The organism is Pseudoduganella chitinolytica (assembly GCF_029028125.1).
GTDB classification, from domain to species: domain Bacteria; phylum Pseudomonadota; class Gammaproteobacteria; order Burkholderiales; family Burkholderiaceae_D; genus Rugamonas; species Rugamonas chitinolytica.
Genome location: NZ_CP119083.1, coordinates 4,588,052 through 4,610,287 on the forward strand (window position 1 = coordinate 4,588,052; position 22,236 = coordinate 4,610,287).

Annotated in this window: 22 protein-coding genes and 1 pseudogene; 6 read left to right on the forward strand and 17 right to left on the reverse strand. The window is 67.8% G+C overall.

Annotated features, from left to right (window positions below):
* The first annotated feature begins 2 nt into the window (after positions 1-2).
* The 4 genes from PX653_RS20320 (at position 3) to PX653_RS20335 (ending at position 3,475) form a co-directional block, all read left to right on the forward strand.
* Complete coding sequence (locus PX653_RS20320; protein WP_277414531.1) at positions 3-1,169, forward strand: VanZ family protein; 1,167 nt, start codon at positions 3-5, stop codon at positions 1,167-1,169.
* A 62-nt stretch (positions 1,170-1,231) separates the two neighbouring features.
* Positions 1,232-1,552 (forward strand): (2Fe-2S) ferredoxin domain-containing protein, encoded by a 321-nt coding sequence (locus PX653_RS20325; RefSeq protein WP_277414532.1) that lies wholly within the window; start codon positions 1,232-1,234, stop codon positions 1,550-1,552.
* Positions 1,552-2,214, forward strand: a complete 663-nt coding sequence (locus PX653_RS20330) for an alpha/beta hydrolase (protein ID WP_277414533.1) — start codon at positions 1,552-1,554, stop codon at positions 2,212-2,214. Before PX653_RS20325 ends, PX653_RS20330 begins: the two co-directional genes overlap by 1 nt.
* 115 nt (positions 2,215-2,329) lie before the next feature.
* Positions 2,330-3,475: a D-alanyl-D-alanine carboxypeptidase family protein gene (locus PX653_RS20335; RefSeq protein ID WP_277414534.1), complete on the forward strand. Its 1,146-nt coding sequence runs from the start codon at positions 2,330-2,332 to the stop codon at positions 3,473-3,475.
* A gap of 69 nt (positions 3,476-3,544) precedes the next feature.
* Here the strand turns inward: PX653_RS20335 and PX653_RS20340 are convergent.
* A pseudogene (locus PX653_RS20340) lies at positions 3,545-4,264 on the reverse strand (MBL fold metallo-hydrolase); the annotation flags it as partial.
* Between PX653_RS20340 and PX653_RS20345 the strand changes: the two are divergent.
* Complete coding sequence (locus PX653_RS20345; protein WP_277414535.1) at positions 4,220-4,768, forward strand: TetR/AcrR family transcriptional regulator; 549 nt, start codon at positions 4,220-4,222, stop codon at positions 4,766-4,768. The pseudogene PX653_RS20340 and the gene PX653_RS20345 overlap by 45 nt on opposite strands.
* Here the strand turns inward: PX653_RS20345 and PX653_RS20350 are convergent.
* Together PX653_RS20350 and PX653_RS20355 are read right to left on the reverse strand one after the other, a co-directional pair.
* Positions 4,765-5,853 carry a WD40/YVTN/BNR-like repeat-containing protein gene (locus tag PX653_RS20350; protein WP_277414536.1) on the reverse strand — a complete coding sequence of 363 codons (1,089 nt, stop codon included), beginning with the start codon at positions 5,851-5,853 and terminating at the stop codon, positions 4,765-4,767. The two genes, PX653_RS20345 and PX653_RS20350, sit on opposite strands and share 4 nt — an antisense overlap.
* 1 nt (position 5,854) lies before the next feature.
* Positions 5,855-6,124: a MoaD/ThiS family protein gene (locus PX653_RS20355; RefSeq protein WP_277414537.1), complete on the reverse strand. Its 270-nt coding sequence runs from the start codon at positions 6,122-6,124 to the stop codon at positions 5,855-5,857.
* An 89-nt stretch (positions 6,125-6,213) separates the two neighbouring features.
* On the opposite strand from PX653_RS20355, the gene PX653_RS20360 reads away from it, so the two are divergent.
* Positions 6,214-6,528 carry a hypothetical protein gene (locus PX653_RS20360; RefSeq protein ID WP_277414538.1) on the forward strand — a complete coding sequence of 105 codons (315 nt, stop codon included), beginning with the start codon at positions 6,214-6,216 and terminating at the stop codon, positions 6,526-6,528.
* On the opposite strand, the gene PX653_RS20365 is transcribed toward PX653_RS20360, so the two are convergent.
* From PX653_RS20365 to PX653_RS20430, 14 genes are read right to left on the reverse strand one after another with little or no spacing between them, the layout of a single operon-like run.
* A complete protein-coding gene (locus PX653_RS20365; RefSeq protein ID WP_277414539.1) occupies positions 6,525-6,818 on the reverse strand; it encodes a 2Fe-2S iron-sulfur cluster-binding protein in 294 nt (97 codons plus the stop codon). The two genes, PX653_RS20360 and PX653_RS20365, sit on opposite strands and share 4 nt — an antisense overlap.
* Before the next feature lies 1 nt (position 6,819).
* The gene (locus PX653_RS20370; protein ID WP_277414540.1) at positions 6,820-8,268 is read right to left on the reverse strand and encodes a lipopolysaccharide biosynthesis protein; all 1,449 of its coding nucleotides are present in this window, start codon (positions 8,266-8,268) and stop codon (positions 6,820-6,822) included.
* 36 nt (positions 8,269-8,304) lie between these two features.
* Positions 8,305-9,315: a polysaccharide deacetylase family protein gene (locus tag PX653_RS20375; protein ID WP_277414541.1), complete on the reverse strand. Its 1,011-nt coding sequence runs from the start codon at positions 9,313-9,315 to the stop codon at positions 8,305-8,307.
* The gene (locus tag PX653_RS20380; RefSeq protein WP_277414542.1) at positions 9,284-10,600 is read right to left on the reverse strand and encodes a putative O-glycosylation ligase, exosortase A system-associated; all 1,317 of its coding nucleotides are present in this window, start codon (positions 10,598-10,600) and stop codon (positions 9,284-9,286) included. The genes PX653_RS20375 and PX653_RS20380 overlap by 32 nt, the downstream gene beginning before the upstream one ends.
* Entirely contained in the window at positions 10,597-11,985 is a 1,389-nt protein-coding gene (locus tag PX653_RS20385; protein ID WP_277414543.1) for a phenylacetate--CoA ligase family protein, read from the reverse strand. Before PX653_RS20385 ends, PX653_RS20380 begins: the two co-directional genes overlap by 4 nt.
* On the reverse strand, positions 11,982-13,109 hold the full coding sequence (locus PX653_RS20390) for a glycosyltransferase family 4 protein (RefSeq protein ID WP_277414544.1): 1,128 nt from the start codon (positions 13,107-13,109) through the stop codon (positions 11,982-11,984). Before PX653_RS20390 ends, PX653_RS20385 begins: the two co-directional genes overlap by 4 nt.
* Positions 13,106-14,323 carry a TIGR04063 family PEP-CTERM/XrtA system glycosyltransferase gene (locus PX653_RS20395; RefSeq protein ID WP_277418622.1) on the reverse strand — a complete coding sequence of 406 codons (1,218 nt, stop codon included), beginning with the start codon at positions 14,321-14,323 and terminating at the stop codon, positions 13,106-13,108. Before PX653_RS20395 ends, PX653_RS20390 begins: the two co-directional genes overlap by 4 nt.
* Positions 14,324-14,375: 52 nt before the next feature.
* Positions 14,376-16,271, reverse strand: coding sequence for an XrtA/PEP-CTERM system amidotransferase (locus PX653_RS20400; protein WP_277414545.1), 1,896 nt, complete (start codon positions 16,269-16,271; stop codon positions 14,376-14,378).
* Complete coding sequence (locus PX653_RS20405; RefSeq protein ID WP_277414546.1) at positions 16,259-17,440, reverse strand: TIGR03088 family PEP-CTERM/XrtA system glycosyltransferase; 1,182 nt, start codon at positions 17,438-17,440, stop codon at positions 16,259-16,261. The genes PX653_RS20400 and PX653_RS20405 overlap by 13 nt, the downstream gene beginning before the upstream one ends.
* Before the next feature lie 4 nt (positions 17,441-17,444).
* Complete coding sequence (locus PX653_RS20410) at positions 17,445-17,924, reverse strand: exosortase C-terminal domain/associated protein EpsI (RefSeq protein ID WP_277418623.1); 480 nt, start codon at positions 17,922-17,924, stop codon at positions 17,445-17,447.
* Complete coding sequence (gene xrtA / locus PX653_RS20415; RefSeq protein WP_277414547.1) at positions 17,810-19,003, reverse strand: exosortase A; 1,194 nt, start codon at positions 19,001-19,003, stop codon at positions 17,810-17,812. Before xrtA ends, PX653_RS20410 begins: the two co-directional genes overlap by 115 nt.
* On the reverse strand, positions 19,000-20,253 hold the full coding sequence (locus PX653_RS20420; RefSeq protein WP_277414548.1) for a TIGR03087 family PEP-CTERM/XrtA system glycosyltransferase: 1,254 nt from the start codon (positions 20,251-20,253) through the stop codon (positions 19,000-19,002). The genes xrtA and PX653_RS20420 overlap by 4 nt, the downstream gene beginning before the upstream one ends.
* A gap of 4 nt (positions 20,254-20,257) precedes the next feature.
* Positions 20,258-21,361 (reverse strand): FemAB family XrtA/PEP-CTERM system-associated protein, encoded by a 1,104-nt coding sequence (locus PX653_RS20425; protein WP_277414549.1) that lies wholly within the window; start codon positions 21,359-21,361, stop codon positions 20,258-20,260.
* Positions 21,358-22,227 (reverse strand): XrtA system polysaccharide deacetylase, encoded by an 870-nt coding sequence (locus PX653_RS20430; RefSeq protein ID WP_277414550.1) that lies wholly within the window; start codon positions 22,225-22,227, stop codon positions 21,358-21,360. The genes PX653_RS20425 and PX653_RS20430 overlap by 4 nt, the downstream gene beginning before the upstream one ends.
* Positions 22,228-22,236 lie beyond the last annotated feature (9 nt).

The following is a 22,236-nucleotide window of genomic DNA, read 5'->3' on the forward strand; positions in this document are numbered from 1 at the left end:
ACATGACCGTGGACGGCGCCCCGGAGCAGCAGCCGGCCCCCGGCACGCCGGAGCCTGCGCGCGCCCGTCGCGGCTCGCCGGTGGCGCGCGCCACCCTGCTCGCGTACCTGCTGCTGATCGTCTATGCCAGCCTGTTTCCCTTCTCCGGCTGGCACAACCAGGGCTTGTCGCCGCTGCTGTTCCTCGAACATACCGCGATGCCACGCTACTGGACCAAGTTCGACGCGTCCATCAACGTCATCGGCTATATCCCGTTCGGCATGCTGGTCGCGTATGCGCTGCATCCGCGCATCCGCGGCATCTGGGCCTTCCTGCTGGCCGCGCTGACCGGCATGCTGGTGTCCGGCGTGATGGAAGCCGTGCAGACCTACCTGCCCAGCCGGGTGTCGTCCAACCTGGACTTCTATACCAACAGCACGGGCTGCGCGATCGGTGGCCTGCTCGGCGTGCTGACGGCCCGCAAGCTGCTCGACATGAGCCACCTGTACCGGCTGCGCCAGCGCTGGTTCGCCCAGCATGCCAGCCAGGGCCTCGTGCTGGTGGCACTGTGGCCGCTGGCGCAGCTGTACCCGTCGTCGTTCCTGTTCGGCCAGGGCCAGCTGTTGCCCATCCTGTCGGATTGGCTGAGCCGCCTGCTGGAGGCGGACATCGACCTGTTGTCGTATGTACGGCCGGAACCCGACCTGAGCGTCGAGCAGTACTGGCTGTCGGAGACGATCGTCACGGCCTGCAGCATGGTGGGCGCGACGTTGACGCTGATGTGCCTGATGCGCCGGCCGGCGCCACGCGCGCTGATGGCGGCCGGCCTGCTGGCCGGGGCGATCATGGCGAAGACGCTTGCGTCGGCCCTGCTGTTCGCGCCCGAGAATGCCTTCGTCTGGATCACGCCGGGTGCCCAGGGCGGCTTCCTGATCGGCGGCATCATGGTGGCGGGGCTGGCGTTCGCGCCCCAGGTCGCGCAGCGCCGCCTGGCCGTGGCGACGCTGATCCTCAGCCTGGTCGTGGTCAACAGCACGCCCGTGAATCCCTACTTCAGCGCGACGATGCAGACATGGGTGCAAGGCAAATTCCTGAACTTCAACGGCGCGGCGCAGTTCCTCTCGCTGCTGTGGCCCGTCTGCGCGCTGTGGTTCCTGTGGCTGCCGTCCCATAAACTCAATCGGGCCTGATCGCGGGTATCATTACGCCTTCGCCGCCGACGCGCCGGCCCTTACACAACAATGAGGCAAGCATGAGCGACACCCCTTATTTCAAGCATCACGTGTTCTTCTGCATGAACACCCGTGATGACGGCCGCGAGAGCTGCGGCCCCCGCGGCGCCGAGCAAGCGCAAAAGCACGCCAAGAAGCGCTGCAAGCAACTGGACATCAATGGCGCCGGCAACGTACGCATCAACCAGGCCGGCTGCCTGGACCGCTGCGAGCACGGCCCCGTGCTGGTCGTCTACCCCGAAGGCACCTGGTACACGTACGTCGACACATCCGACATCGACGAGATCATCGACAGCCACCTCGTCAACGGCCAGCCCGTGGAAAGGTTGAAGATCAAGTGATGAACAAGAACACCAAGCATTTCACCATGCAGGGCAACGCCGGCCTGATGGAAGGCCTGATCGACATGCCGCTGGACGGCAAGAAACCGCGCGGCATCGCCCTCGTCGCCCACCCGCACCCGCTGTACGGCGGCACGATGGAGAACAAGGTCACGCAGACGCTGGCGCGCGCGTTCGTGGCGCTGGACTACGTCGTCGCCCGCATCAACTTCCGCGGCGTCGGCCAGTCCGAAGGCACGCATGACCGCGGCCACGGCGAAACCGACGACATGGAACTGCTGTACGCGCACATGACGGAGAAGTTTCCCGACCTGCCGGTAGCCCTGGCCGGTTTCTCGTTCGGCACCTACGTGCAGTCGCAGCTGGCGCAGCGCCTCGCCGCGCGCGGCACGCCGGCGGAACGCCTGGCCCTGGTCGGCAGCGCCGCCGGCAAGTGGCAGATGGCCGACATCCCGCCCGACACGATCCTCATCCACGGCGAAAACGACGACACGATTCCCGTACAGGCCGTGTTCGACTGGGCCCGTCCGCAGGATGTGCCGGTGGTGGTGATCCCCGGCGCGGATCACTTCTTCCACCGCAAGCTCGGTCACATCAAGAACTGGGTGATCGCCCTGTGGCTGGGCAAACAGCAGCAAACGGACGACCCTGACGAGGCATGAGCGCCTATAATGTCCCGGCCGCACGGCCCCGCCGCCGTGCCCTTTGTCGTTGCTTCGTCAATATCACTGCCGGTTTCTGCACCTCTTTTTGCATCTCTTTTACGATTCCAGATCAATGAAAAAACTGCTCGCGGCGCTGGTTTCCAGCGTCCTGATTCTCTCCTCCGCCGCCGCCCAGACCGTCCCCGCGCCCACGATCGCCGCCAAGTCCTGGCTGCTGCTCGATGCGACCAGCGGCCAGGTGATCGCCGCGCAGGACCCGAACATGCGCGTCGAGCCCGCGTCGCTGACGAAGATCATGACGGCCTACCTGACCTTCATGGCCCTGCGCGACAAGAAGCTCGAACTGAACCAGATGGTCAACGTCTCCACCCGCGCGTGGAAGGTCGACTCGTCCAGTTCGAAGATGTTCATCGACCCGGCCGTTCCCGTCTCGATCAACGACCTGCTGCATGGCCTGATGATCCAGTCGGGTAATGACGCCGCCGTGGCGCTGGCCGAAGCGGTGGCCGGCGACGAAGGCACGTTCGTCACGCTGATGAACCGCGAAGCGCAACGCCTGGGCATGACGAACACCAGGTTCGCCAACCCGCACGGCCTGCCGAGCCCCGACAACTTCACGACGGCGCGCGACCTGTCGATCCTGGCCAAGCACGTGATCCAGGAATACCCGCAGTTCTACAAGATCGACTCCGTCAAGAGCTTCACGTACAACAAGATCACGCAGCAGAACCGCAATCGCCTGCTGTGGCTGGACCCGACCGTGGACGGCATGAAGACGGGACACACCGAATCGGCCGGCTATTGCATGGTCGCGTCGGCGCACCGCCCCAGCGGCAACATCGACCGTCGCCTGATCTCGGTGGTGATGGGCACGAACTCGGACGCGACGCGTACGGCCGAAAGCCAGAAGCTGCTGAACTGGGGCTTCCAGAACTTCGACACCGTCAAGCTGTACGCGAAGAACCAGGCCGTCGACACGCCGCAGGTGTGGAAGGGCGCGAAGAACAACGTCAAGATCGGCTTCCGCCAGGACGTGATGGTCACCGTGCCGAAGGGCGTGGCTGGCAAGATGAAGCCGGTCCTGGAACGCAAGGACCCGCTGGTCGCGCCGCTGGGCGAAGGCACCAACGTGGGCAAGCTGAAGATGGTCGTGGACGGCAAGCCGATGCTGGAACTGCCGGTCGTGGCGCTGGAATCGGTCGAACAGGCCTCGATCTTCGGCCGCGCATGGGATGCCATGCGCCTGTGGATGAAGTAATACGGTAACGCGCCGTGGCACGAGGGGCCAGGCACCGGTCAGGTGCCTGGCCCCTTTTGCGTCCGGCCGTCAGATCAGGCGCCACCAGCGCTGGTCCACTGCGGGCGTCGCGATCGACAGCGGCGCGCCGATGACGGGCGTGGCCAGCCGCTGGCCGCGTTCGGCCGCCAGCGCGGCGATGCGCTCGAACGGTTCATGCCACGGGTGGAAGGCCAGGTCGAACGTGCCGTTATGGATCGGCATCAACACGGCGCCGCGCAGGTCGATGTGGGCCTGCATGGTTTCTTCCGGCTGCATGTGGATGTCCGGCCACTGCGGATCGTAGGCGCCCGTCTCCACCATCGTCAGGTGGAACGGTCCATACTTGTCGCCGATGGCCTTGAAGCCGCGGAAGTAGCCCGTGTCGCCGCTGAAGAAGATCTTGCGCTCGCCGCGGCGGATCACCCAGGAACACCACAGCGTGCTGTTGCCGTCGCCCAGGCCGCGGCCGGAGAAATGCTGCGCCGGCGTGCAGGTCAGCTCGACGTCACCCAGGGTCACGCCACGCCACCAGTCCAGCTGGTGCACTTTATGGGCGGGCACGCCCCACTTCACCAACAGGTCCCCCACGCCCAGCGGCGCGACGAAATGCTCCGTCTTCGCTGCCAAGGCCAGCACGGCGGCGCGGTCCAGGTGGTCGTAGTGGTCATGCGACAGGATCACGCCGGCGATCGGCGGCAGCTCGTCCAGTGCCAGCGGCGCCCGGTGGAAGCGCTTCGGTCCCAGCCAGCGCAAGGGCGAGGCCCGCTCGCGGCCACGGCCGGTGTTTCCAAACGCACCGTCTACAACCACTTCCCCAGCAAGGACGACCTGTTCGCCCAGATACTGCAGGAGCTGTGGCAGTGCAGCGCCGCGGTGGACGCGATCGTCTACCGCCCGGATACGCCGCTGCGCGACCAACTCGTCACGCTGTTGACGCACAAGATGGCCATGCTGCGCGATCCCTACTTCCTGGACCTGGCGCGCGTCGCCATCGCCGAAGCGATCCACACGCCCGCGCGGGCGCACAGCATGGTGGCAAAGCTGAGCGAAAAGGAAGAAGGCGCGGCGGCATTCCTGCGCGCGGCGCAGGCGGATGGCAAGTTGAAGCCGGGCGACCCGGCATTCATGGCGACGCTGCTGCAGGGGCAATTGAAGACGTTTGCATTCTGGCCCCAGGTCGCCATGGGGCAGCCGGCACTCGACGAGGCCCAGCAGGCGGCCGTCGTCACGACGGCCGTCGACATGTTCCTGGCCTACTGGTCTATCCCCTAGGACGCAAAGGCTGCCGCATGGACGGGCGGCAGGCGGGCGCCCAGGTCCTGCCAATGCGCGCCGCCGTCGCCGGACCACCAGCCGCCGCCCGTGGTCGAGGCGAGCAGCAAGGTCGCGCCATCGTCGGCGACCGCCAGCGCGTGGCGGTACACCAGGTCGTAGCACTGCCGCTGCGGCAGGCCTTCACGCAGGGTGTCGAATGTGGTGCCACCGTCGCGGGTACGATTGACCGCCAGCGCGGCATCCACCGGCACGCGCTGCTGGTCCGCGATGGCCGGCACGAACCACGCGGTCTCGCCATCGTGCGGGTGGACGGCGACGGCAAAGCCAAACGTGGACAGGGGCGCGGCCACTTCGTGCCACGTGGCGGCATTGTCGCGCGAACGCCAGATGCCGCTATGGTGCTGGCACCACAACACGTCCGGCTCGCCGGCGCAACGCACGATGCGGTGCGGGTCCTGCACGGCGCCCTGCTCCGCCAGCTCGGGCGGCATGTAGCCGGCCGCCATGCCCTTGGTGCGCAGCTGCCAGGCGGCGCCGCCGTCGGTGCTCAGCCATACTCCGCCGCAGGAAACGGCCACCAGCAGGCTGTTGCTGTCGCGCGGGTCGACGCAGATGCTGTGGATGCCCGGCGTGTCGTAGCCGCCGCCAAACCATTGCGGGCGTTCCGAGACGTTCCACAGGCCCTCGACCAGGTGCCAGGACGTGCCCCGGTCGCTCGAGCGGAACAGCCCACCGGGCAACGTGCCCGCCCACAGTACCCCCGGCTGGTCCGGTCCGCCCGCGGCAAGCGTCCAGATCATCTTCAACGACCAGTCGGTCGCATCCTCGCTGCCGGCCGGCTTGGCAGGATAGACGGGCGCCGCCACTTCCGTCCAGCCGTCGCTGCCCGCATCGCGGCGGTGCAGCTTGGCGCCGAAATGGCCGAGGTTCAGTGCCGCATAGGTGGTGCCGTCGCGTGAGTCGTGCAGCACGGCCGATACCGGGTCGCCGGGAAAGTGCGGTGGCGCCACCAGCCAGCCGGTGTCGTGGCGGGTCAGTTCGAACAGGCCCTTGCGGGTTGCGAGCAATGCGCGGTGTGCCATGTCAGCCTCCGGATAGGGCCTGCAGGATGTGGATGGTGGAATCGGGCGCCAGGGGATCGTCCAGGCGGACGCGGTCGCGGGTGCGCCGGCCGTCGATGAAGATGACGACGTTCTCGCGCAGCCGGCCCTGGTCGTCCAGCACATAGCCCTGCAGGCGCTGGTTGTCGGCAAAGACCTCGTCCAGCGCCGCACGCAATGTCGCGGCATCCGTCGCCAGTTGCGGGACGGGCAGGAAGCGCGCCAGCTGTTGCGTAAAGATGAGGGTGGCCATGATTGTCCGCCGTGCCGATCGGACGATTCTAGCGCGGTTGCGGCGGCCTTTGGCCTAAAATGCAAGCATGCGAGTCACTGGAGCCACAGATGTCGATCACTCCGCAGGAACTGGAACTGTTGATGCAGGAAGTGGAGCAGGAAGACCCCATCGATTTCGCCGACCTGCCCTTCGATGAGCAGGACCTGCGCGGCATCGTCGCCAAGCACCTGTGCGAGATGGCCGACGCGATGGAGTCGTTCAGCGACGAAGACCGGCGCCTGACCTTGCTGGCTGTCGCCGCCAAGCTGGTGCTGGAAAACCTCGTGCTGCACGTGCAGCTGCTGCGGCGCCACGGCCTGCCGCTGAACGACCAGACCGAGGCGCTGCTGGCCCGGCTGCGCAAGCCGGGCACACCGGACTAGCCGTCAGCCACCATGCGACGCGCGGCCGGGACGACCAGCGTGATGTCGGCCAGTGCGACGGCCACGCACGGCAGCACGTCGTGCGCCCGTTTCTCGTCCAGCGACAGGCCGGGCCACTCGACCGTATAACGCACGGCGCCGCCATCGCTGGCGCAATAGCAGGTACGGCACGTGCCGTTGCGGCAGGAGCTGGGCAGGCGGATGCCGGCTCGCTCGGCCGCGCGCAGCAGCGTTTCTCCTTCGGCCGCATCGAACTGCCAGCCGTGCGGCGCAATCGTTACGCGCACCATGTCAGGCCGGCTGCCCTTTGCGCCGTACCATGCGCCACACTTCCAGCACCGCCGCGCGGTTGACCAGGCAACTGGCCACGCCATACACCAGCGCGCCGATACCGACCTGGATCGCCAGCGCCACGCGCCGGTCGGCGATCTGCTCCAGCGTGCCATGCGTGGCCATGACGGCCGCGTACATCGCGCCGGCCGCCAGCATGGCCGGCAGCATCCGTGCCGCCACCTCGGCCAGGCCCAGGCCGATCACACCCAGCATGCGGTGCAGGTTGATCAGCAGGACGACGGGATACGCCAGCGCCCATGCCATCGCCACGCCGAAGATGCCCCAGTGCGTGCCGATGTAGAACGCCAGCGGCATCACGGTGCAGGCGACGATGCCGTTCTGCAGCGCGATGCCGGGCCGGCCGACGGCGTCCGTCACGGCCGGCAGGAACTGCACGACGGTGCGGAACGGCATGATCAGCGCCAGCACGCGCAGCGGCAGGATGGCGCCCTGCCAGTGCTCGCCCAGGAACACCAGCACGATGTCGCTGGCCGTGCTGGCCATGCCCCACAGGATCGGGAACGCGACCAGGCTGACCAGCTCGAAGGCCTTGAGCAGCTGGCGCGCGATGGCCGCGCGGTCGTGCTGGTAGCGCGCCAGCGCGGGGAACGCCACCTGGTTCAGGATCGACGAGACCCGCTGCACCGGCAGGCTGGCCAGGTGCAGCGCGACGGAATACATGCCGAGGATTTCGCCGCCCAGGGTGCGGCCGATGATGACCGTGTCGGCCTGCGTGAAGAAGAACCACAGGAAGCGCGAGGCGGACACCTTGCCGCCGAACGTCAGCAGGGCGCGCATGCCGTCCCAGGAGAACAGCGGCAGGTAGGGGAAACGCGCGACGACGTTGACGGCCACCGTGCGCCACAAAGCGCCGATCAGCGTGCCCCACACCAGCGCCCAGACGCCATGGCCGGTCCAGGCCAGCAGCAACGTTGCCACGCTGGTGATGACGGCTGTCGCCAGGTCCAGCAGCGAACGCGCACGGAAATTCAGGCTGCGCTGCAGCAGCACCTCGGACACCAGGCCGAACGGCGCCAGCACGAATTGCAGCGCCAGCACGCGGATCACGAGGGTCAGTTGGGGGTCGCCGAAGAACGCCGCCATCAGGGGTGCCCCGGCAACCAGCACGAGCACCATCGCCAGGTTGACCAGCACGAAGATGCCGTACGCCTGGCGCAGCTCCTGCGTGCTGACGTCCTTGGCCTGCACCAGCGCGGGCGCCAGGCCCATCTCGATGAACATCGCGCACCAGGCCAGGAACACGGTGGCCATCGCCATCAAGCCATAGTCGGCGGGCGCCAGCAGGCGCATCACGACGATAGTGATCGCCCACGTGACGATCTGGCTGGCGAACTTGGCGCCGGCCATCCACTTCAGTCCATGCAGGACGTCCTTCTTTAACGACATGCGATGCTTTCGATGCTTGTTTGCTGTTTACGTCATTTACGCCAACTGCGCGCTGTTGGCGAGGTTGCGCGCCAGCCGCAGGATGAAGCGCAGGCGGCTGCGGTCCCACGGCGTGAAACGGGGCAGCTGGAACGGATCGGGCCGGCCCCGGCTGGCGCCCCAGGACGTCGACACGGCGCCTTCGAAGCGCAGGTCGCGCGCCATCGCCACGTGCTGCGGCAGGTAGTCCTCGCCCGGCTTGCCGTTCGGGTAGGCGAACAGGCTGACGTGGGCGCCGATGATGTCTTCCAGCGCCAGCTTGCCCTGGGCGATCTCCTCGCGCGCCTGGTCGTCCGGCAGGCGTGCAAGGATCGGGTGGTTGACGGTATGGGCGCCGATGCCCATGCCGGCCACGTGCAGCTTGCGCACCTGGTCCGACGTCATCATCAGGTTGTCCGGCAGCGCGCAGCCGGCCAGTTGCGCCAGGCGTTCGACCTGCGCCAGCCGCTCCGTCATCGGCAGGTATTTCAGCTGGCCGATCAGGGCCGGAATCGCGCGCTGGCGGTCGGCCAGGGTGTGCAGCGGGTGGCGGCCCAGGCCCAGCGGCGTGGCGTCCAGTTCGCCATCCGGCGCCGCGCGCACCAGCTCGATGACGCTGTCGTTCCACATGCGGCCGCCGTTCAGGAACCCCGTCGCGACAAAGAACGTCGCATGCAGGCCGTGCTGCTGCAGCACCGGCAGCGCCACCTCGGCATTATCGGCATAGCCGTCGTCGAAGGTGATCGCGGCCGCCCGCGGCGGCAGCGTCCCGGCCTTGGACATCCGGACGGCATCCAGCAGCGGCAGTACGTTGAAGCGCGACGCCAGCGCCGCCATCTGCGCGGAGAACTCGGCGCGATCGACCTCGCCCGGGAACAGCGGGTCCTTGTGCGGCAGCACGCGGTGGTAGATCAGGATCGACAAGCCGCGCCTGCCACCCGGCGACAGCAGCGACAGCAGGCTTTTCTCCAGCATCGGCGCGCCGGCGCGGTTTTGCTCAGCGGACCGGATCATGTTCGAGGTATTCATTGGGTTCGCCCTGTACGGTGTGCTGTTCTGCCAACTGCGGTGCCGGCGCCTTCTTCTCGCGCTCGACGATGACGCGGGTCGCGACCATCGCCGCCATCAGGTAGTACGGCACGTCGAAATACACGAGGCTGAGGAAAGCGCCGCCCACCATGAAGCCCAGCAGGCTGACCTGGATCATCTTCGCCAGGTTGGCCGCCCAGGCCAGTTCGGCGTGCGGCCCGGCCGCGCGCACGATCCAGGTGCCGGTGCGCCACGTCAGGAAGCCCAGTGCCACGTAGATGCCAAGACCGATCCAGCCATGCTCGCCCAGCACCTGGAAGTAGATGCTGTGCGCCGCATGGACGTCCTCCGGCACCGGCGCATAGCGTTCGAACACCTCGGAATCATAGATCTCGAAGCCGCCCCCCATCAGCCGGTCGTTCGCCAGGTTGTAGGCCATCTTCCACGCATTGATGCGGCCGAGCGCCGATTCGTCCTGCTGGTACTCGTCGATCGTGTCGATGCGGGCATGCCACTGCTCCGGCATGAACACCAGCGCGAACGGCACGCAGCACAGCAGCAGCACGCCGATGACGGCCTTGTGGTTGCTCTTCAACCAGAAGAACAGCAGCATCATGGCCATCGCGATCGCGGCGCCACGCGAGTACGACGCCAGCGACGCCAGCGCGCACAGGAACATCGATGCCACCATCGCCCGCTTGGCCCATTTGTGCGTCAACAGCCCGTACAGGTAATACATCAGCGGGATCGTCATCACCAGCGCCAGCGCGATCTCGTTATTGCCGTCGATGAAGGTGCCGATCGGTCCCCACACGCGGTACTGGCCGCCGCTGCGGATCGTGAAGATGCCGCCCTTGGTGCCGTAGTAGCCGATCGAGACGACCACCGTCCAGATCAGCCATTCCACGTGCAGCCGTTTGCGCACCAGCATCAGCACGACGATCGTCATGCCCATGATCTTCAGTACCTTGACCAGCTGCGTGCCGATCTGTTCGGGATGGATGGCGAACACGGAAGTGAGGCACATCCACACGACAAACAGCAGGAACGTGGCCGTCACGGGTGTCAGCGGCAATCGATACGTCCGTTTCGCGTTCGTGACCATGGCTGCCACCGTGACGACGGCGATGATGGCCGCGAACGGAAAGTCGCGCGCGAAGCCCCAGCCTTGCGAGTGCGGGTTCATCACGCTGATCCAGATCCACATCACCATGCCGAATGACGGCCGCTTGAAAATGTACGGCAGCGACAGGAACACCAGCAGCGTGACGATCACGTCCCTCATGCCACCGCTCTCCCGGTCGCGACCTTGCTGACGACATAGCGGAACTTGCCGGACTTCTCCGGCGCAATGGCCTCGACCTGCTCGACCTGCACCGTGACGGCCGCCCCCAGGCGCGCCTTGAAACCCCGTTCGATGTGCGCGCGCAGCGCTTCGTCCAGCGCTGTATCGAGCACCACCTGCACCCGCGTCAGGTCCAGGCTCTCCTGCGAGATCTTGAACGCTTTCACCTGCGGCAGGTCGCGCAGGATGTAGACCAGCGCCAGGCCGTGCATGACAGTGCCGTCCTGCGCGACGAGGAAGTCGGTGCTGCGGCCCTGGATTTCCTGCAGCAGCGGCAAGCCGCGGCCGCAGCCGCACGCCTTCTTGCCCAGCACGCCGATGTCGCCCGTGCGGTAGCGGATGAACGGGAAGTCGCCCGTGGCCAGGTGCGTGACGACGATTTCGCCCGATTGCCCGCGTGGCACCGGGTGGCCGGCTGGATCCAGGATCTCGACGATGATGTCCTCGGCCGTGATGTGCATGCCGCCGTGCGGGCACTGGTGGGCGATGAAGCCCGCGTCGCGCCCGCCGTAGCCATTCGCGACGGGGCAGCCGAACGTGTCCGCGATCTGGGCGCGCTGCTCGTCGTACAGCCGCTCGGAGGTGACGAAGGCCACGCGGATGCCCAGGTCGTCCATGCGCTGGCCCTTGGCTTGCGCATGGCGGGCGATGTGGGACAGCGCGGACGGATAGCCGAACAACATGCGCGGCCGGTGCGCACGGATGCGGGCGACGAAGCTGTCCAGCTTCGTGGCGGACATCTCGAACGCCGGCAGCAGGTGGGTGCGCAGCAGCCGGTCGCGCAATGCGCGCACGCGGTCCTGCGCGCCCAGCTCGATGGGCGAGCCCCACACGACGATTTCCGGATCGCCGATATCGACATTCCACCAGCGCGTGGCGCGCCATTTGGCCGCCACGTCATGGCTGACGCGCTCCTTGCCGATGTAGAAAATCAGCGGTTCGCCACTGGAGCCGCCCGTGTTGAAGCGGGCCAGGCCCACTGCGTCCTGGGCCTTCAGCCGGTCCACGTTGGCGCGGATGACGGCCTTGTCCATCAGGGGCAGCCGGGCCAGTTCGTCCAGCGACTGCACGCCGGCCGGGTCGAAGCCCAGTTCGCGGAACAGGTCGCGGAAGTACGGCACCTTGTCCTGGGCGCGCGCCAGCAGGCGGCGCAGGCGCACCAGCTGCAGCTCGCGCAGCCGCTCTTCCGGCCAGTACTGGGATGCCTCCAGCTGCTTGCGCACGGCCACGCTGCTGTGCTGCTTGACCCGCTCGTGCAGCGGGAACAGCAGGTTCGTCACGAGCGCCGTGTAGGGCGCGGGACGGTAGCGCTGCACCGTGTTCATGGCTGCCCCACGGGGCTGGCGCTGGCGCGGGCCGCCACCACGGCGCGGTACACGGCCAGCAGGCGTGGCCGGACGCTGTGCCACGTGTACTGCTGCACCTGGCGCAGTCCCGCTTCGCGTAAGCCGGCCGCCAGCGCCGGCTCGGCGGCCAGGCGCAGCACCGCATCCGCCATTGCCTGCGGCTGGCCCGGCGGCACCAGCAACGCCGTGCGGCCGTGTTCGACCAGGTAGGGCACGCCGCCCACGTCGGTGCTGACGACGGGCACGCCGCACGCCAGCGATTCCAGCACGGAGTTCGGCATATTGTCGACCAGGCTGCAGTTGAGCATGACGTCGGCACCGCGGTACAGCGCGGCCATGCCCGCGTTGTCGACCCGGCCCGTAAACGTCACCGCCTGTGCCAGGCCCAGTTGCGCGGCCAACCCTTCCAGCTCTTCCCGCAATGGGCCGGAGCCGGCGATGACGAGCGTGGCATGCGGGTCGTGCGCCCGCACCAGGGCCAGGGCCCGCAGGGCCGTGGCGTTGTCGTAGATCGGTTCCAGGTTGCGCGCGACCAGCAGCCGCACGCCTTGCCGGGCCGTGGACGCCGGTGGCGCGGCGGCAAAGCGCTCCAGGTTGACGATGTTCGGCACCACCTGGGTGGCGAAGCCGAACTTGCCGAACACGTGTTCCAGGAAGCCGGACGGCACGATCACGGCGTCGGCACGTATCAGGCTGGGCCGCACCCAGTTCCGAGCGCGCCGCAGGAAGCTTTCGGCCTCGCCGCCCCGGTAGTTGATGACGACCGGCGTGCCGCGCAGGCGCGCGATCCAGATCGCCGGTGCGGCAAACAGGTGCCACGACCAGCCCGAATTGGCCATCACGTGGAATACCTGCACGCGCCCGGCCGTGCGCCACAGCCCGGCCAGGTAGGGCAGCAGGCGGAACACGGCGCGCAGGCCCTTGATGCGGCCGGCCCAGGCCGGGCGGTACGGCGCATTGACCTGCACCGTCTCGACCTCGATGCCCTCGCTGCGCAGCAGGGCGGCCAGCTGCAATGTCTGGTTGGCCATGCCGCCCGACGGTGGCGGCAACGGGCCGACCAGGCCGACCCGCAATGTGGCGCCGGAAGTCCCGTCCCTCATGGCAGCTCCCGGGTTGGCACCAGGTTGCCGTACACCTTGCGGTAACGGCTCACGCTGGCGGCCCAGCTGCGTTGTTCCTCGACGAAGCGGCGGCCTTCGGCACGCAGTTGCGGCCAGCTGTCCGGCGCATCCAGCAAGGCCAGCACCCGCTGCGCCAGCGCGGCGGCATCGCCGGCCGCGAACAGCACGCCGGTGCGCCCATCCTCGATCAGTTCGCGGTGGCCGCCCACGTCGGAAGCGGCCAGCAGGCGGCCCTGCGCCATCGCCTCCAGCGGTTTCAATGGCGTCACCAGGTCCGTCAGGCGCATCTTCAGGCGCGGGTAGCACAGCACGTCCACCAGGTCGTAATAGCGCTGCACTTCGCTGTGCGGCACCCGGCCCGTAAACACCACGGCGTCCGCCACGCCCAGCGCCTCGGCCTGCTGGCGCAGCGCCGCATCCTGCGGTCCGCCGCCCACCAGCAGCACGCGGATGTCGGGGCGCCGCGCGCGCATGGCGGGCAGCGCGTCGAGCAGCACGTTCAGGCCTTCGTACGCGTAAAACGAGCCGATGAAGCCCAGTACCGTCCTGCCTTCCAGGCCGAGCTGGCGGGCCAGTGCCGCATCGCGCTCGCCATCCACGCTGAAGTCGCCGATGTCGACGGCGTTCGGGATGACCTCGATCTTGCGCGCCGGGATGCCGCGGCCGACGATCTCGGCCCGCAGGCCCTCGCAGATCGTCGTGGCCGCGTCCACCCGCTTCAGGGCCCACGTTTCCATCGCGCGCGTGAGACGGTAACGCACGCCCCACTCCTTGCTGGTGCCATGGTCGACGGCCGCATCCTCCCAGAACGCGCGGATCTCGTAGACGACGGGGATGCCCAGCTTGCGCCCCACGCGCAGGGCCGCCACCGCGTTGAGCGCAGGAGAATGGGCGTGCAGGATGTCGGGCTGGACTTCCGTCGCGACCTGCAGCAGGCGTGCCGCCAGCCGGTCGATCACCGCCAGCTGGTTCAGCACCGGCATGCGCGCCAGCGCGCCGTGCGCCGGCGCGGTGCGGTGAAAGCGCAGGCCGTCGACCAGTTCCTGGCCATCCGGCACGTCGCCCTGCTTGGGGCTCGTGATGTGGTGGGTCTCCCAGCCCAGCGCGCGCTGCTGCTGCAGGATCGAGCGGGTGCGGAACGTGTAGCCGCTGTGCAGCGGGATCGAGTGATCCAGCACGTGCAGGATGCGCAGCGCCTTCTGGGCCGGCGCGGCGGTGGCGAGGAAGTCGGAAGTGCCCATCGGATCAGCCTTGCAGTTCTTTTTTCAAAAATGCCTCGAACATCAGCAGCGTCCAGATCGGCGCACTGTAGTCGCGCCGGCCGGACTGGTGCTGCTCGACCATCTCGGCCAGGAACGCCGTATTGAACATGCCGGTTGCCGCCAGGTTGGGGCCCAGCAGCGACGCCCGCACGCGCTCGCGCAGCGGACCGCGGAACCAGGCCGCCAGCGGCACGGCGAAACCCTGCTTGCGGCGGTACAGGATGTCGTGCGGCAGGAACTTCTCCATGCTCTTCTTGAAGATGTACTTGCCTTCGCTGCCCTTCAGTTTCATCTCCGGCGGCAGGCCGGAGATCCACTCGACCAACTGGTGGTCCAGCAGCGGCACCCGCACTTCGAGCGCATGCGCCATGCTGGCGCGGTCCACTTTCGTCAGGATGTCGCCCGGCAGGTAGGTCTTCATGTCCAGGTACTGGATCATCGACAGCGGGTCGTCCGTCGGCGCGCGGTTGGCATGGCCCCGCATCACGTCGATGGCCCGATAACCCTGCAGGCCGGCGCGGAAGCTGTCGGAAAACAGCTGGTGGCGCATCGCATCCGTCATGATCGACACGCCATGGAAATAACCTTCGACCAGGTCGCGCGACAGCGCCTCGAACGTGGTCTTGGCGCGGAACACGCGCGGCGCCCAGTCGGCCTTCGGATAGTATTTGCCGAGGGTGCCGAACAGAGGCTTGCGCAGCCCGGACGGTATCCTCCCCCGCACGCTTTCCTCGGCCATCGCATAGCGGTAGCGCCGGTAGCCGGCCAGGTTCTCGTCGCCGCCGTCGCCCGACAGCGCCACCGTCACGCGCTGGCGTGCCAGCTGGCATACCCGGTACGTCGGAATCGCGGAGCTGTCGGCATACGGTTCGTCGTACAGGTCGGACAGCGTGTCGAGCAGCGCGAAGTCGTCCGTGTCCACCGTTTCCACGTGGTGGTCGGTATGGTACTGCTGCGCCACCTGGGCGGCGTAGGCCGACTCGTCATAGGCCTTGTCGCGGAACGCGATCGAGCACGTGTTGACGGCGCCCTTGGTCAGCCCGGCCATCATGGCGACGACGGCGCTGGAATCGACGCCGCCGGACAGGAAGGCGCCCAGCGGCACCTCGGCCACCAGCTGGCTGCGCACCGAGTCGCGCAGGCGTTCCACCAGCTCGCCCTGCGCGTCGCTTTCCGTCATCGCATGGTGCAGCTTGAACGGCACGTCCCAGTACTGGCGCGGCTGCGCCAGCGGCTCGCCCACCTTTTGCAGCAGGCGAAAACCCGGCGACAGCTTGAACGCATGTCTATAGATCGTCTTCGGCTCCGGCACGTAGCCATAGGCGAAATAGTCCTCGACGGCACGCGGGTCGATGTCGCGCGGCAGGCCAGGCAGCGAACGCAGCGCCTTCAGTTCGGAACTGAAGGCAAACAGCCCGTCCGGCAACAGCGCGTAGAACATCGGCTTGACGCCCATGTGGTCGCGCGCCAGGAACATCACTTGCCGGTTGCGGTCCCACAGGCCGAACGCGAACATGCCGCGGAAGCGCTCCACGCAGGCCTCGCCCCACTCTTCCCATGCGTGCACGATGACTTCCGTGTCGCTGTTGGTGCTGAACGTGTGGCCCAGCGCCTTCAGCTCGGCCGTCAGCTCGCGGTAGTTGTAGATCTCGCCGTTGTAGCAGACCATCACGCTGCCGTCCTCGTTGCCGAGCGGCTGCTGGCCGGAAGCGATGTCGATGACGGACAGGCGGCGGTGGCCGAAGCCCACGCCCGGCTCGCGGTAGATGTCGCCTTCGTCCGGCCCGCGGTGGTACTGCGTGTCGTTCATCCGGCGCAGCAGCGCCTCGTCGATGTCGCGCTTGCCGCGCGTGTCCAGCAATCCGACTATTCCACACATGATGGCACCGCCCCTTTTGTCTTGATCTTGCGTTCGCACAGGCTGTCGTACATGTCCTGGTACGCGGCCACCATCGCGGCCATGCTGTATTTGCGCAGCACGCGCTCGCGCCCGGCCGTGCCATGTTGCGCCGCCAGCTCCGGGGAGAGCACGTATTGCTCCAGCGCGGCGGCCAGCGCGGCGGGATCGCAAGGTGGCACCAGGAAGCCCGTGCTGCCATTGGCGATCACCTCCGGAATCCCGCCGACGCGCGTGCCCACCACCGGCAGGCCGGTGGCCATCGCCTCCAGCGCGGAGCCGGGCGTGCCCTCGGCGATCGACGACATCGCGAAGATGTCGAAGCCACGCAGGATGTCGGCAACGTCGGTGCGCGCACCGGGCAGCCAGACGGCATCCGTCAGCGCCAGTGCCGCCACCTGGTCGCGCAACCGCTGCAGCAGCGGTCCGTCGCCGACGATGGCCAGGCGCAGCAGCGCCGTATGGCGGGGCAGGCGTTGGCGCAGCAGCGCGAACGCCTCGACCAGGGTGGCGTGGTCCTTCACGGCCTGGATGCGGCCGACGGTGCCGATGACCACGTGGCCCGGTCCGAACGGGCTGGCTGTCGGGACGACGGCCTCGCCCGCCGCCCGCGGCCGGAAACGCTCCGCATCGATGCCGTTGGCCAGCATGCGGCTCTTGCGGGCCGGGACGCCGATGACGTCCCGGTTCCAGTCCTCCATCGCCGCCGAGTTGGCATAGCAGCAGTCGTAGAACGGCACCATCAGGCGGCGCAGCAGGTTGTGCTTGCGGTTGCGGCCTTCCGGGTCGTCGGCATCGCGGCCATGGGCGCCGTTGACGCGCACCGGCACGCCGGCCGCCAGCGCCGCCGGGGCATACTCGATGGCGGACAGGTTGTACGTGTGCAGCACCGCTGGCTGCAGCTCGCGCAGCAGCCGCCACAGCGCGCCATGGGTCGGCAGCGACAGGCCGGGCCGCTTGTGCAGTGCGTGGATCGTCACGCCGGCCCGGGTGATCTTCTGCGCAAACGCGGGGTTGTAGTCGGTCAGGCAGACAACCGCATGGCGGTAGCAATCGACCGGCATGCGGTTGATGCGTTCGACCATCAGCGACTCCAGGCCGCCGAAGTCGAGCCGGTAGATCAGGTGGACGATGAGTGGCGTGTCGTTCATGGTCTTATTGCCTGCGGTTGGCGGCCAGCGCCGCGTCGAGCGCGCCCAGTTCGGATTGCAGGAAGGCGCGCAACGCCGGACGCGCGGCGGCCGGGTCTTCGTCATAGGGGGCAAACACCATGACGGCGGCGCCGTCGGCGCTGCCGGACATGAATTTCTCCTTCACTTGCAGCGCCTTGCCCACGTAATTGCTGGCGGTCGTGGCGCCGCCGATCCAGTACCAGTGCCAGACCACGAAGCGGCCATCCGCGCCCGTTACCGTGGTTTCGCGCAGCTGCAGCGTGCGGCCATGGATGCTTTCGTCGCGTACGGCAGTTGCCGTCTCGTGCCACGCCGTGCGCCACTCTGTCAGGCGGTTGGTGGAACTGATCAGGCGTTCCGGGCCGCCGTCGCGGTAGTAGCGCACCGCCAGGCCGACGGTGGCCCCCCCACGTCGTGATAGCTGTCGATACTCCCGCTGGCGGGCGCGTAGGCTGGCGTCCAGGCCGTGAACGGCGCTGCGATGGGCGCCCTGGCCTGGTAGGTGGCCAATTCGGCGGGTGCGTGCGTGGCGTTGCCGCGCTCCAGGTACCAGCCATAGGCCGGCCACACGCCGATGCAGGCCGCCACGCCGCAGGCCACCGCTGCCACGCGTGCCGTCGAGGCGGACGGTCCGGCCGCGCCCGGCGCGACGGGGACATCCTTGCGATCCTCGCGCCAGAAGCTGCCTGCCCAGAACAGCAACAGCATGACGATGCCGAAGAACACCCAGCCGTAGATGATGTGGTCGACGCCGACGGCCATCGTCATGCCGCTGGTATGCCCGATCATGACGATCATGTAGGCGCGCAGGCCGTTGGCCAGGATCGGCAGCGCCAGCGCCACCAGTGAGAACACGATGCGGCGCCACAAGGTGCGGTACGTCAGGTAGGCGTACAGGCAACCCAGCGTGAACGACGAGATCAGGTAGCGCAGGCCGCTGCACGCTTCCACGACGGACCAGTCGCCGGTGGGGATGCTGAAGTTGTTCCCCTCGCGCAGGACGGGGATGCCGGTGGCGCGCAAGGCATCCACCGTGAAGCTGGCCGTGATCTGGATCAGCGGATCGATCAGGCCTTCGCCGACGGGCACGCCGAACAGGATGAACGCCAGGGGAAACGCGATGGCGCGCACGACAGCCACGCCGGCCACGGCCAGCACCGTCAGCGGAATCATCGCGGCAAACGCATACTGGCGCACGATCGACACGTCGCCCAGCGATCCCAGCATCCACGCGACGCCGCACAGCGCCAGCGCCACCAGCGCGGGCAGGAACGGCCGCACCGGCAGCTGCGCCAGCACGGCGCGGCGCTGCCACACCAGCCACAGGCTGATCGGCAGGATCACATAGCCGTGCGCGAACGTGGCCGAGCGCTCCCAGATCGACACGATCGACGCGGCGGTCGCGAAGTACAGGATGAACGGCAGCAGCACGGCGGCGGCCACGACCAGCCAGTGGGCCTTGCCGGCATCGTGCGCCGGGCGCGCGGGAACATCGGCTTGCCGCAGCTCGCGGTCCGCAACGGCGCTGGTCAGTGTGCTCATGCCTGGTTCCATGTCGGGAGGACGGGGCCGGCCGCGGCCGGATGGATGCCGCCATGGCGGGGCGGCGATTCCAGCAACGCGTCCAGCGGCGCCAGCCGGGCATCCCAGCCGTAGGCCACTTCGATGCGGGCCCGCGCAGCCTGGCCGATTGCGCCGGCCTGGGTCAACTGGTTGACGACGGCATCGGCAAAGTCCCTCGCCTGCTCCGCCACGACCACGTCGCGGCCCGGCTGCGCGTCGATGCCTTCCAGTGCCTGCGGCGTCAGCACGACGATCTTGGCCATCGACATCGCCTCCAGCACCTTGTTCTGGATGCCGCGCGCCACCCGCAGCGGTGCGACCGACAAGGCCGCGTGCGCGACGTACGGCCGCACGTCCGGCACAGTGCCGGTGACGGTCACGCCGGGCAATGCGGCCAGGGCCTGCACTTCCGGTGCCGGCCGCGCACCGACGATGATGAAGCGCGTGCCAGGCAGCCGTGCCTGCACGGTCGGCAGCACCTCGCGCGCGAACCATTGCACCGCATCGACGTTGGGCCAGTAATCCATCGCGCCGCAGAACACCAGCGGCCGCTCCCCAACCGCATAGGGATTGGCATACGTACCGTCGGCCGCGAAATAGGCGGTGTCGACACCGTTGCCGAACCAGCCGATGCGTGCGGCGCTTTCCGGCGCCAGGCTGCGGAACAAGTCCGCCTCCGGCTGCGACACGAACAGCGCCGCATCGCTGCTGGCGGCCACCTTGCGCTCGTAGCGCAGCAACCGGCTGGCTTCCCACGCGTATGGCAGGCTGGCCGGCCACGCTTTTTGCCGCGCATACTGGCGCCATTTTTCCGAATCGACGTCGCACAGGTCGACGATGCGGCGGGCGTCCGCATAAGGCTGGGCATACTGCGCCATCGGCGACGAAAACACGACGATCCGGCCGATGGCCTGCTCGCGCATGGTCTGGCAGACCCATTTGCGCGTGCCGCGGTCGCTGTAATAATCCAGCGACAGGGCACGGTTCGCCAGCAGCGCGCGCAGGCTGCGCACACGCGCCATGCGCGGGTTGAGCGGCGAGAAATGGCTGGAGGCGCACAGCTTGCGCACGTGGTCGACATACCGCCAGTCGTCCTTGTCGTCGACGAAGGTGGCCAGGTGCACGCGGTAGCGCCGCGCCAGGTGTTGCAACAGGTGCCACGAGCGGATCTTGTCGCCCTTGTTCGGCGGGTACGGGATGCGATGCACCAGCAGCAGCAGGTCGTCCACGGTATTACCCCAGGTCCTTGACGATGAACGGGCCAAGGACATTGGCCAGCGCCAGCGGCATCTTCTGCCACACGCGGATGAACAGCTGGTATTTCGGATTGAGCGGATTCACGTCCGGAATCGCTGCCGCCCCGACCAGGTGGTATTCGTAAGGCAGCGGCTGCGCCTCGAAGCCCCAGTTCTTCTTGAAGTCGAAGGCACCGGTGCCGCGCTTGCTGCGGCCGAAGTCGAACAGCCGGCAGCCGCGCGCGGCGGCGGCCTGCATCAGGTTCCAGTACATGAAGTCGTTGCCGGCCACTTCGCGCGCCACCGGCATGCCGCCGCCGTAGTACGGCAGCACCTCGTCGCGGAAGAAGAAGCTCAGCACACCGGCCACGATCTCGCGCTCGCGCACGATCACGCGCACCTCGCAGTCGTCGCCGAACACCTCCTTCAGCAGCGCAAAGTAATTTTTCGGGAACACGGGCGTGCCCAGGCGGTGCACGCTGTGCGCATACGCCGTGAAGAAGCGCTCGACGTTGTCGTCGACCTCGCCCGCCAGGCCGCATTTGATGCCCTTGCGGACCATCGCGCGCTGCTTGCGCGGAATTGCGTTCAGGTTCGCTTCGTCGTCCGCCGCGATCGCCTTGCGGAACGTGACATATAAATCCTTGCCCTGCCAGGCCGGTTCGCCCGGGTGTGCCGGGCTGTAGTTGCGGTATTCCAGGTGGCCCACGCCCAGGTTGCGCGCCAGCGCCAGCGCGGCGTCATCGAGCTGCCGGCGCGCGGCGTCGGAATCAGCCGCCACGCCGCCGTACACGCAGAACGGCAGCGCGATCAGCGAGTGGCCGAACAAGCGGCTCTTGATCTGCGCCAGAGGCAGCACGCCGCGGATGACACCGTCCTGTTCGGCCAGATAAAACCACGTGCGATGGCCGAAGGCGCCTTCGATCACCCGCTGCCAGCCGGCGCGATGGAAGAACGTCGCCTGCGGGCACGCCTGCACGAACGCATCCCAGCGGGCCCGGTCGGCGGCATCGTCGCGCAGCAGCCTCACGGTGACGGGGCCGGGCTGCGGCGCGGTGGCAGATTGAGCCCGTTCCATCGCCGATTCGATGATGGCGCTCATGGCCGCCCCAGGAAGATGCGGTCCATCCGGTCCCACGCGAAGTCGCGCGTCAGCGCGCGGATGCGGTCCTCCATGCGGCCCAGGTTGACGTAATGGCGGAACCGGCTTTTCAGGCCGATGCCGTCCGGGCGCGGCTGGCCCGGGTCCAGTTCCCACGGGTGGAAATAGAAGATGGTGGGCTGGCCGTCATCGTGGTTCACGCGCCGCATCAGCATGCGCGACAGGCTGTACGGCAGCAGGCGGAAATAACCGCCGCCACCGGCCGGCAGGTTGCGCTCGAACAGGCGCACCGTGGTGATCGGAATCTCCAGCAGGCCATCGGTGCCGTGCGGGTAGAACGGGAAGCGGGGCGCATCCGGCATCCCGTAGTGATCGTGCGCGATCGGGTAGATGCTGGAACTGTAGCGGTAGCCGGCATCGTGCAGCGACGTCAACGCCCACAGGTTGACGGGCCCGATGGAGAAACTGGGCGCGCGGTAGCCCAGCACGCGCTGGCCGCCGATGTCCTCCAGGATCACCTTGCTGCGCACGATGTCTTCCATGAACTCGGCGCGGGTCTGGTCGGTGGCGCGCTGGTGGCCGTAGCCGTGGCTGGCCAGTTCGTGGCCGGCGGCGACAATGCGCCGCACCAGCGTGGGATAGCGCTCGGCGATCCAGCCCAGCGTGAAGAACGTCGCCTGCGCGTTGCCGTCGGCGAGGATCGCCAGGATGCGGTCGACGTTGGCCTCGACGCGGCATTCGCGCGACGGCCAGCTGTCGCGGGCGATCCGCGACGCGAACGCCGAGACCTGGAAATAATCCTCGACGTCGATCGTCATCGCGTTGCGGATCGTCTGCGCTGCCAGATGCGGCACGGGACCGTTCATGGTCGTTCC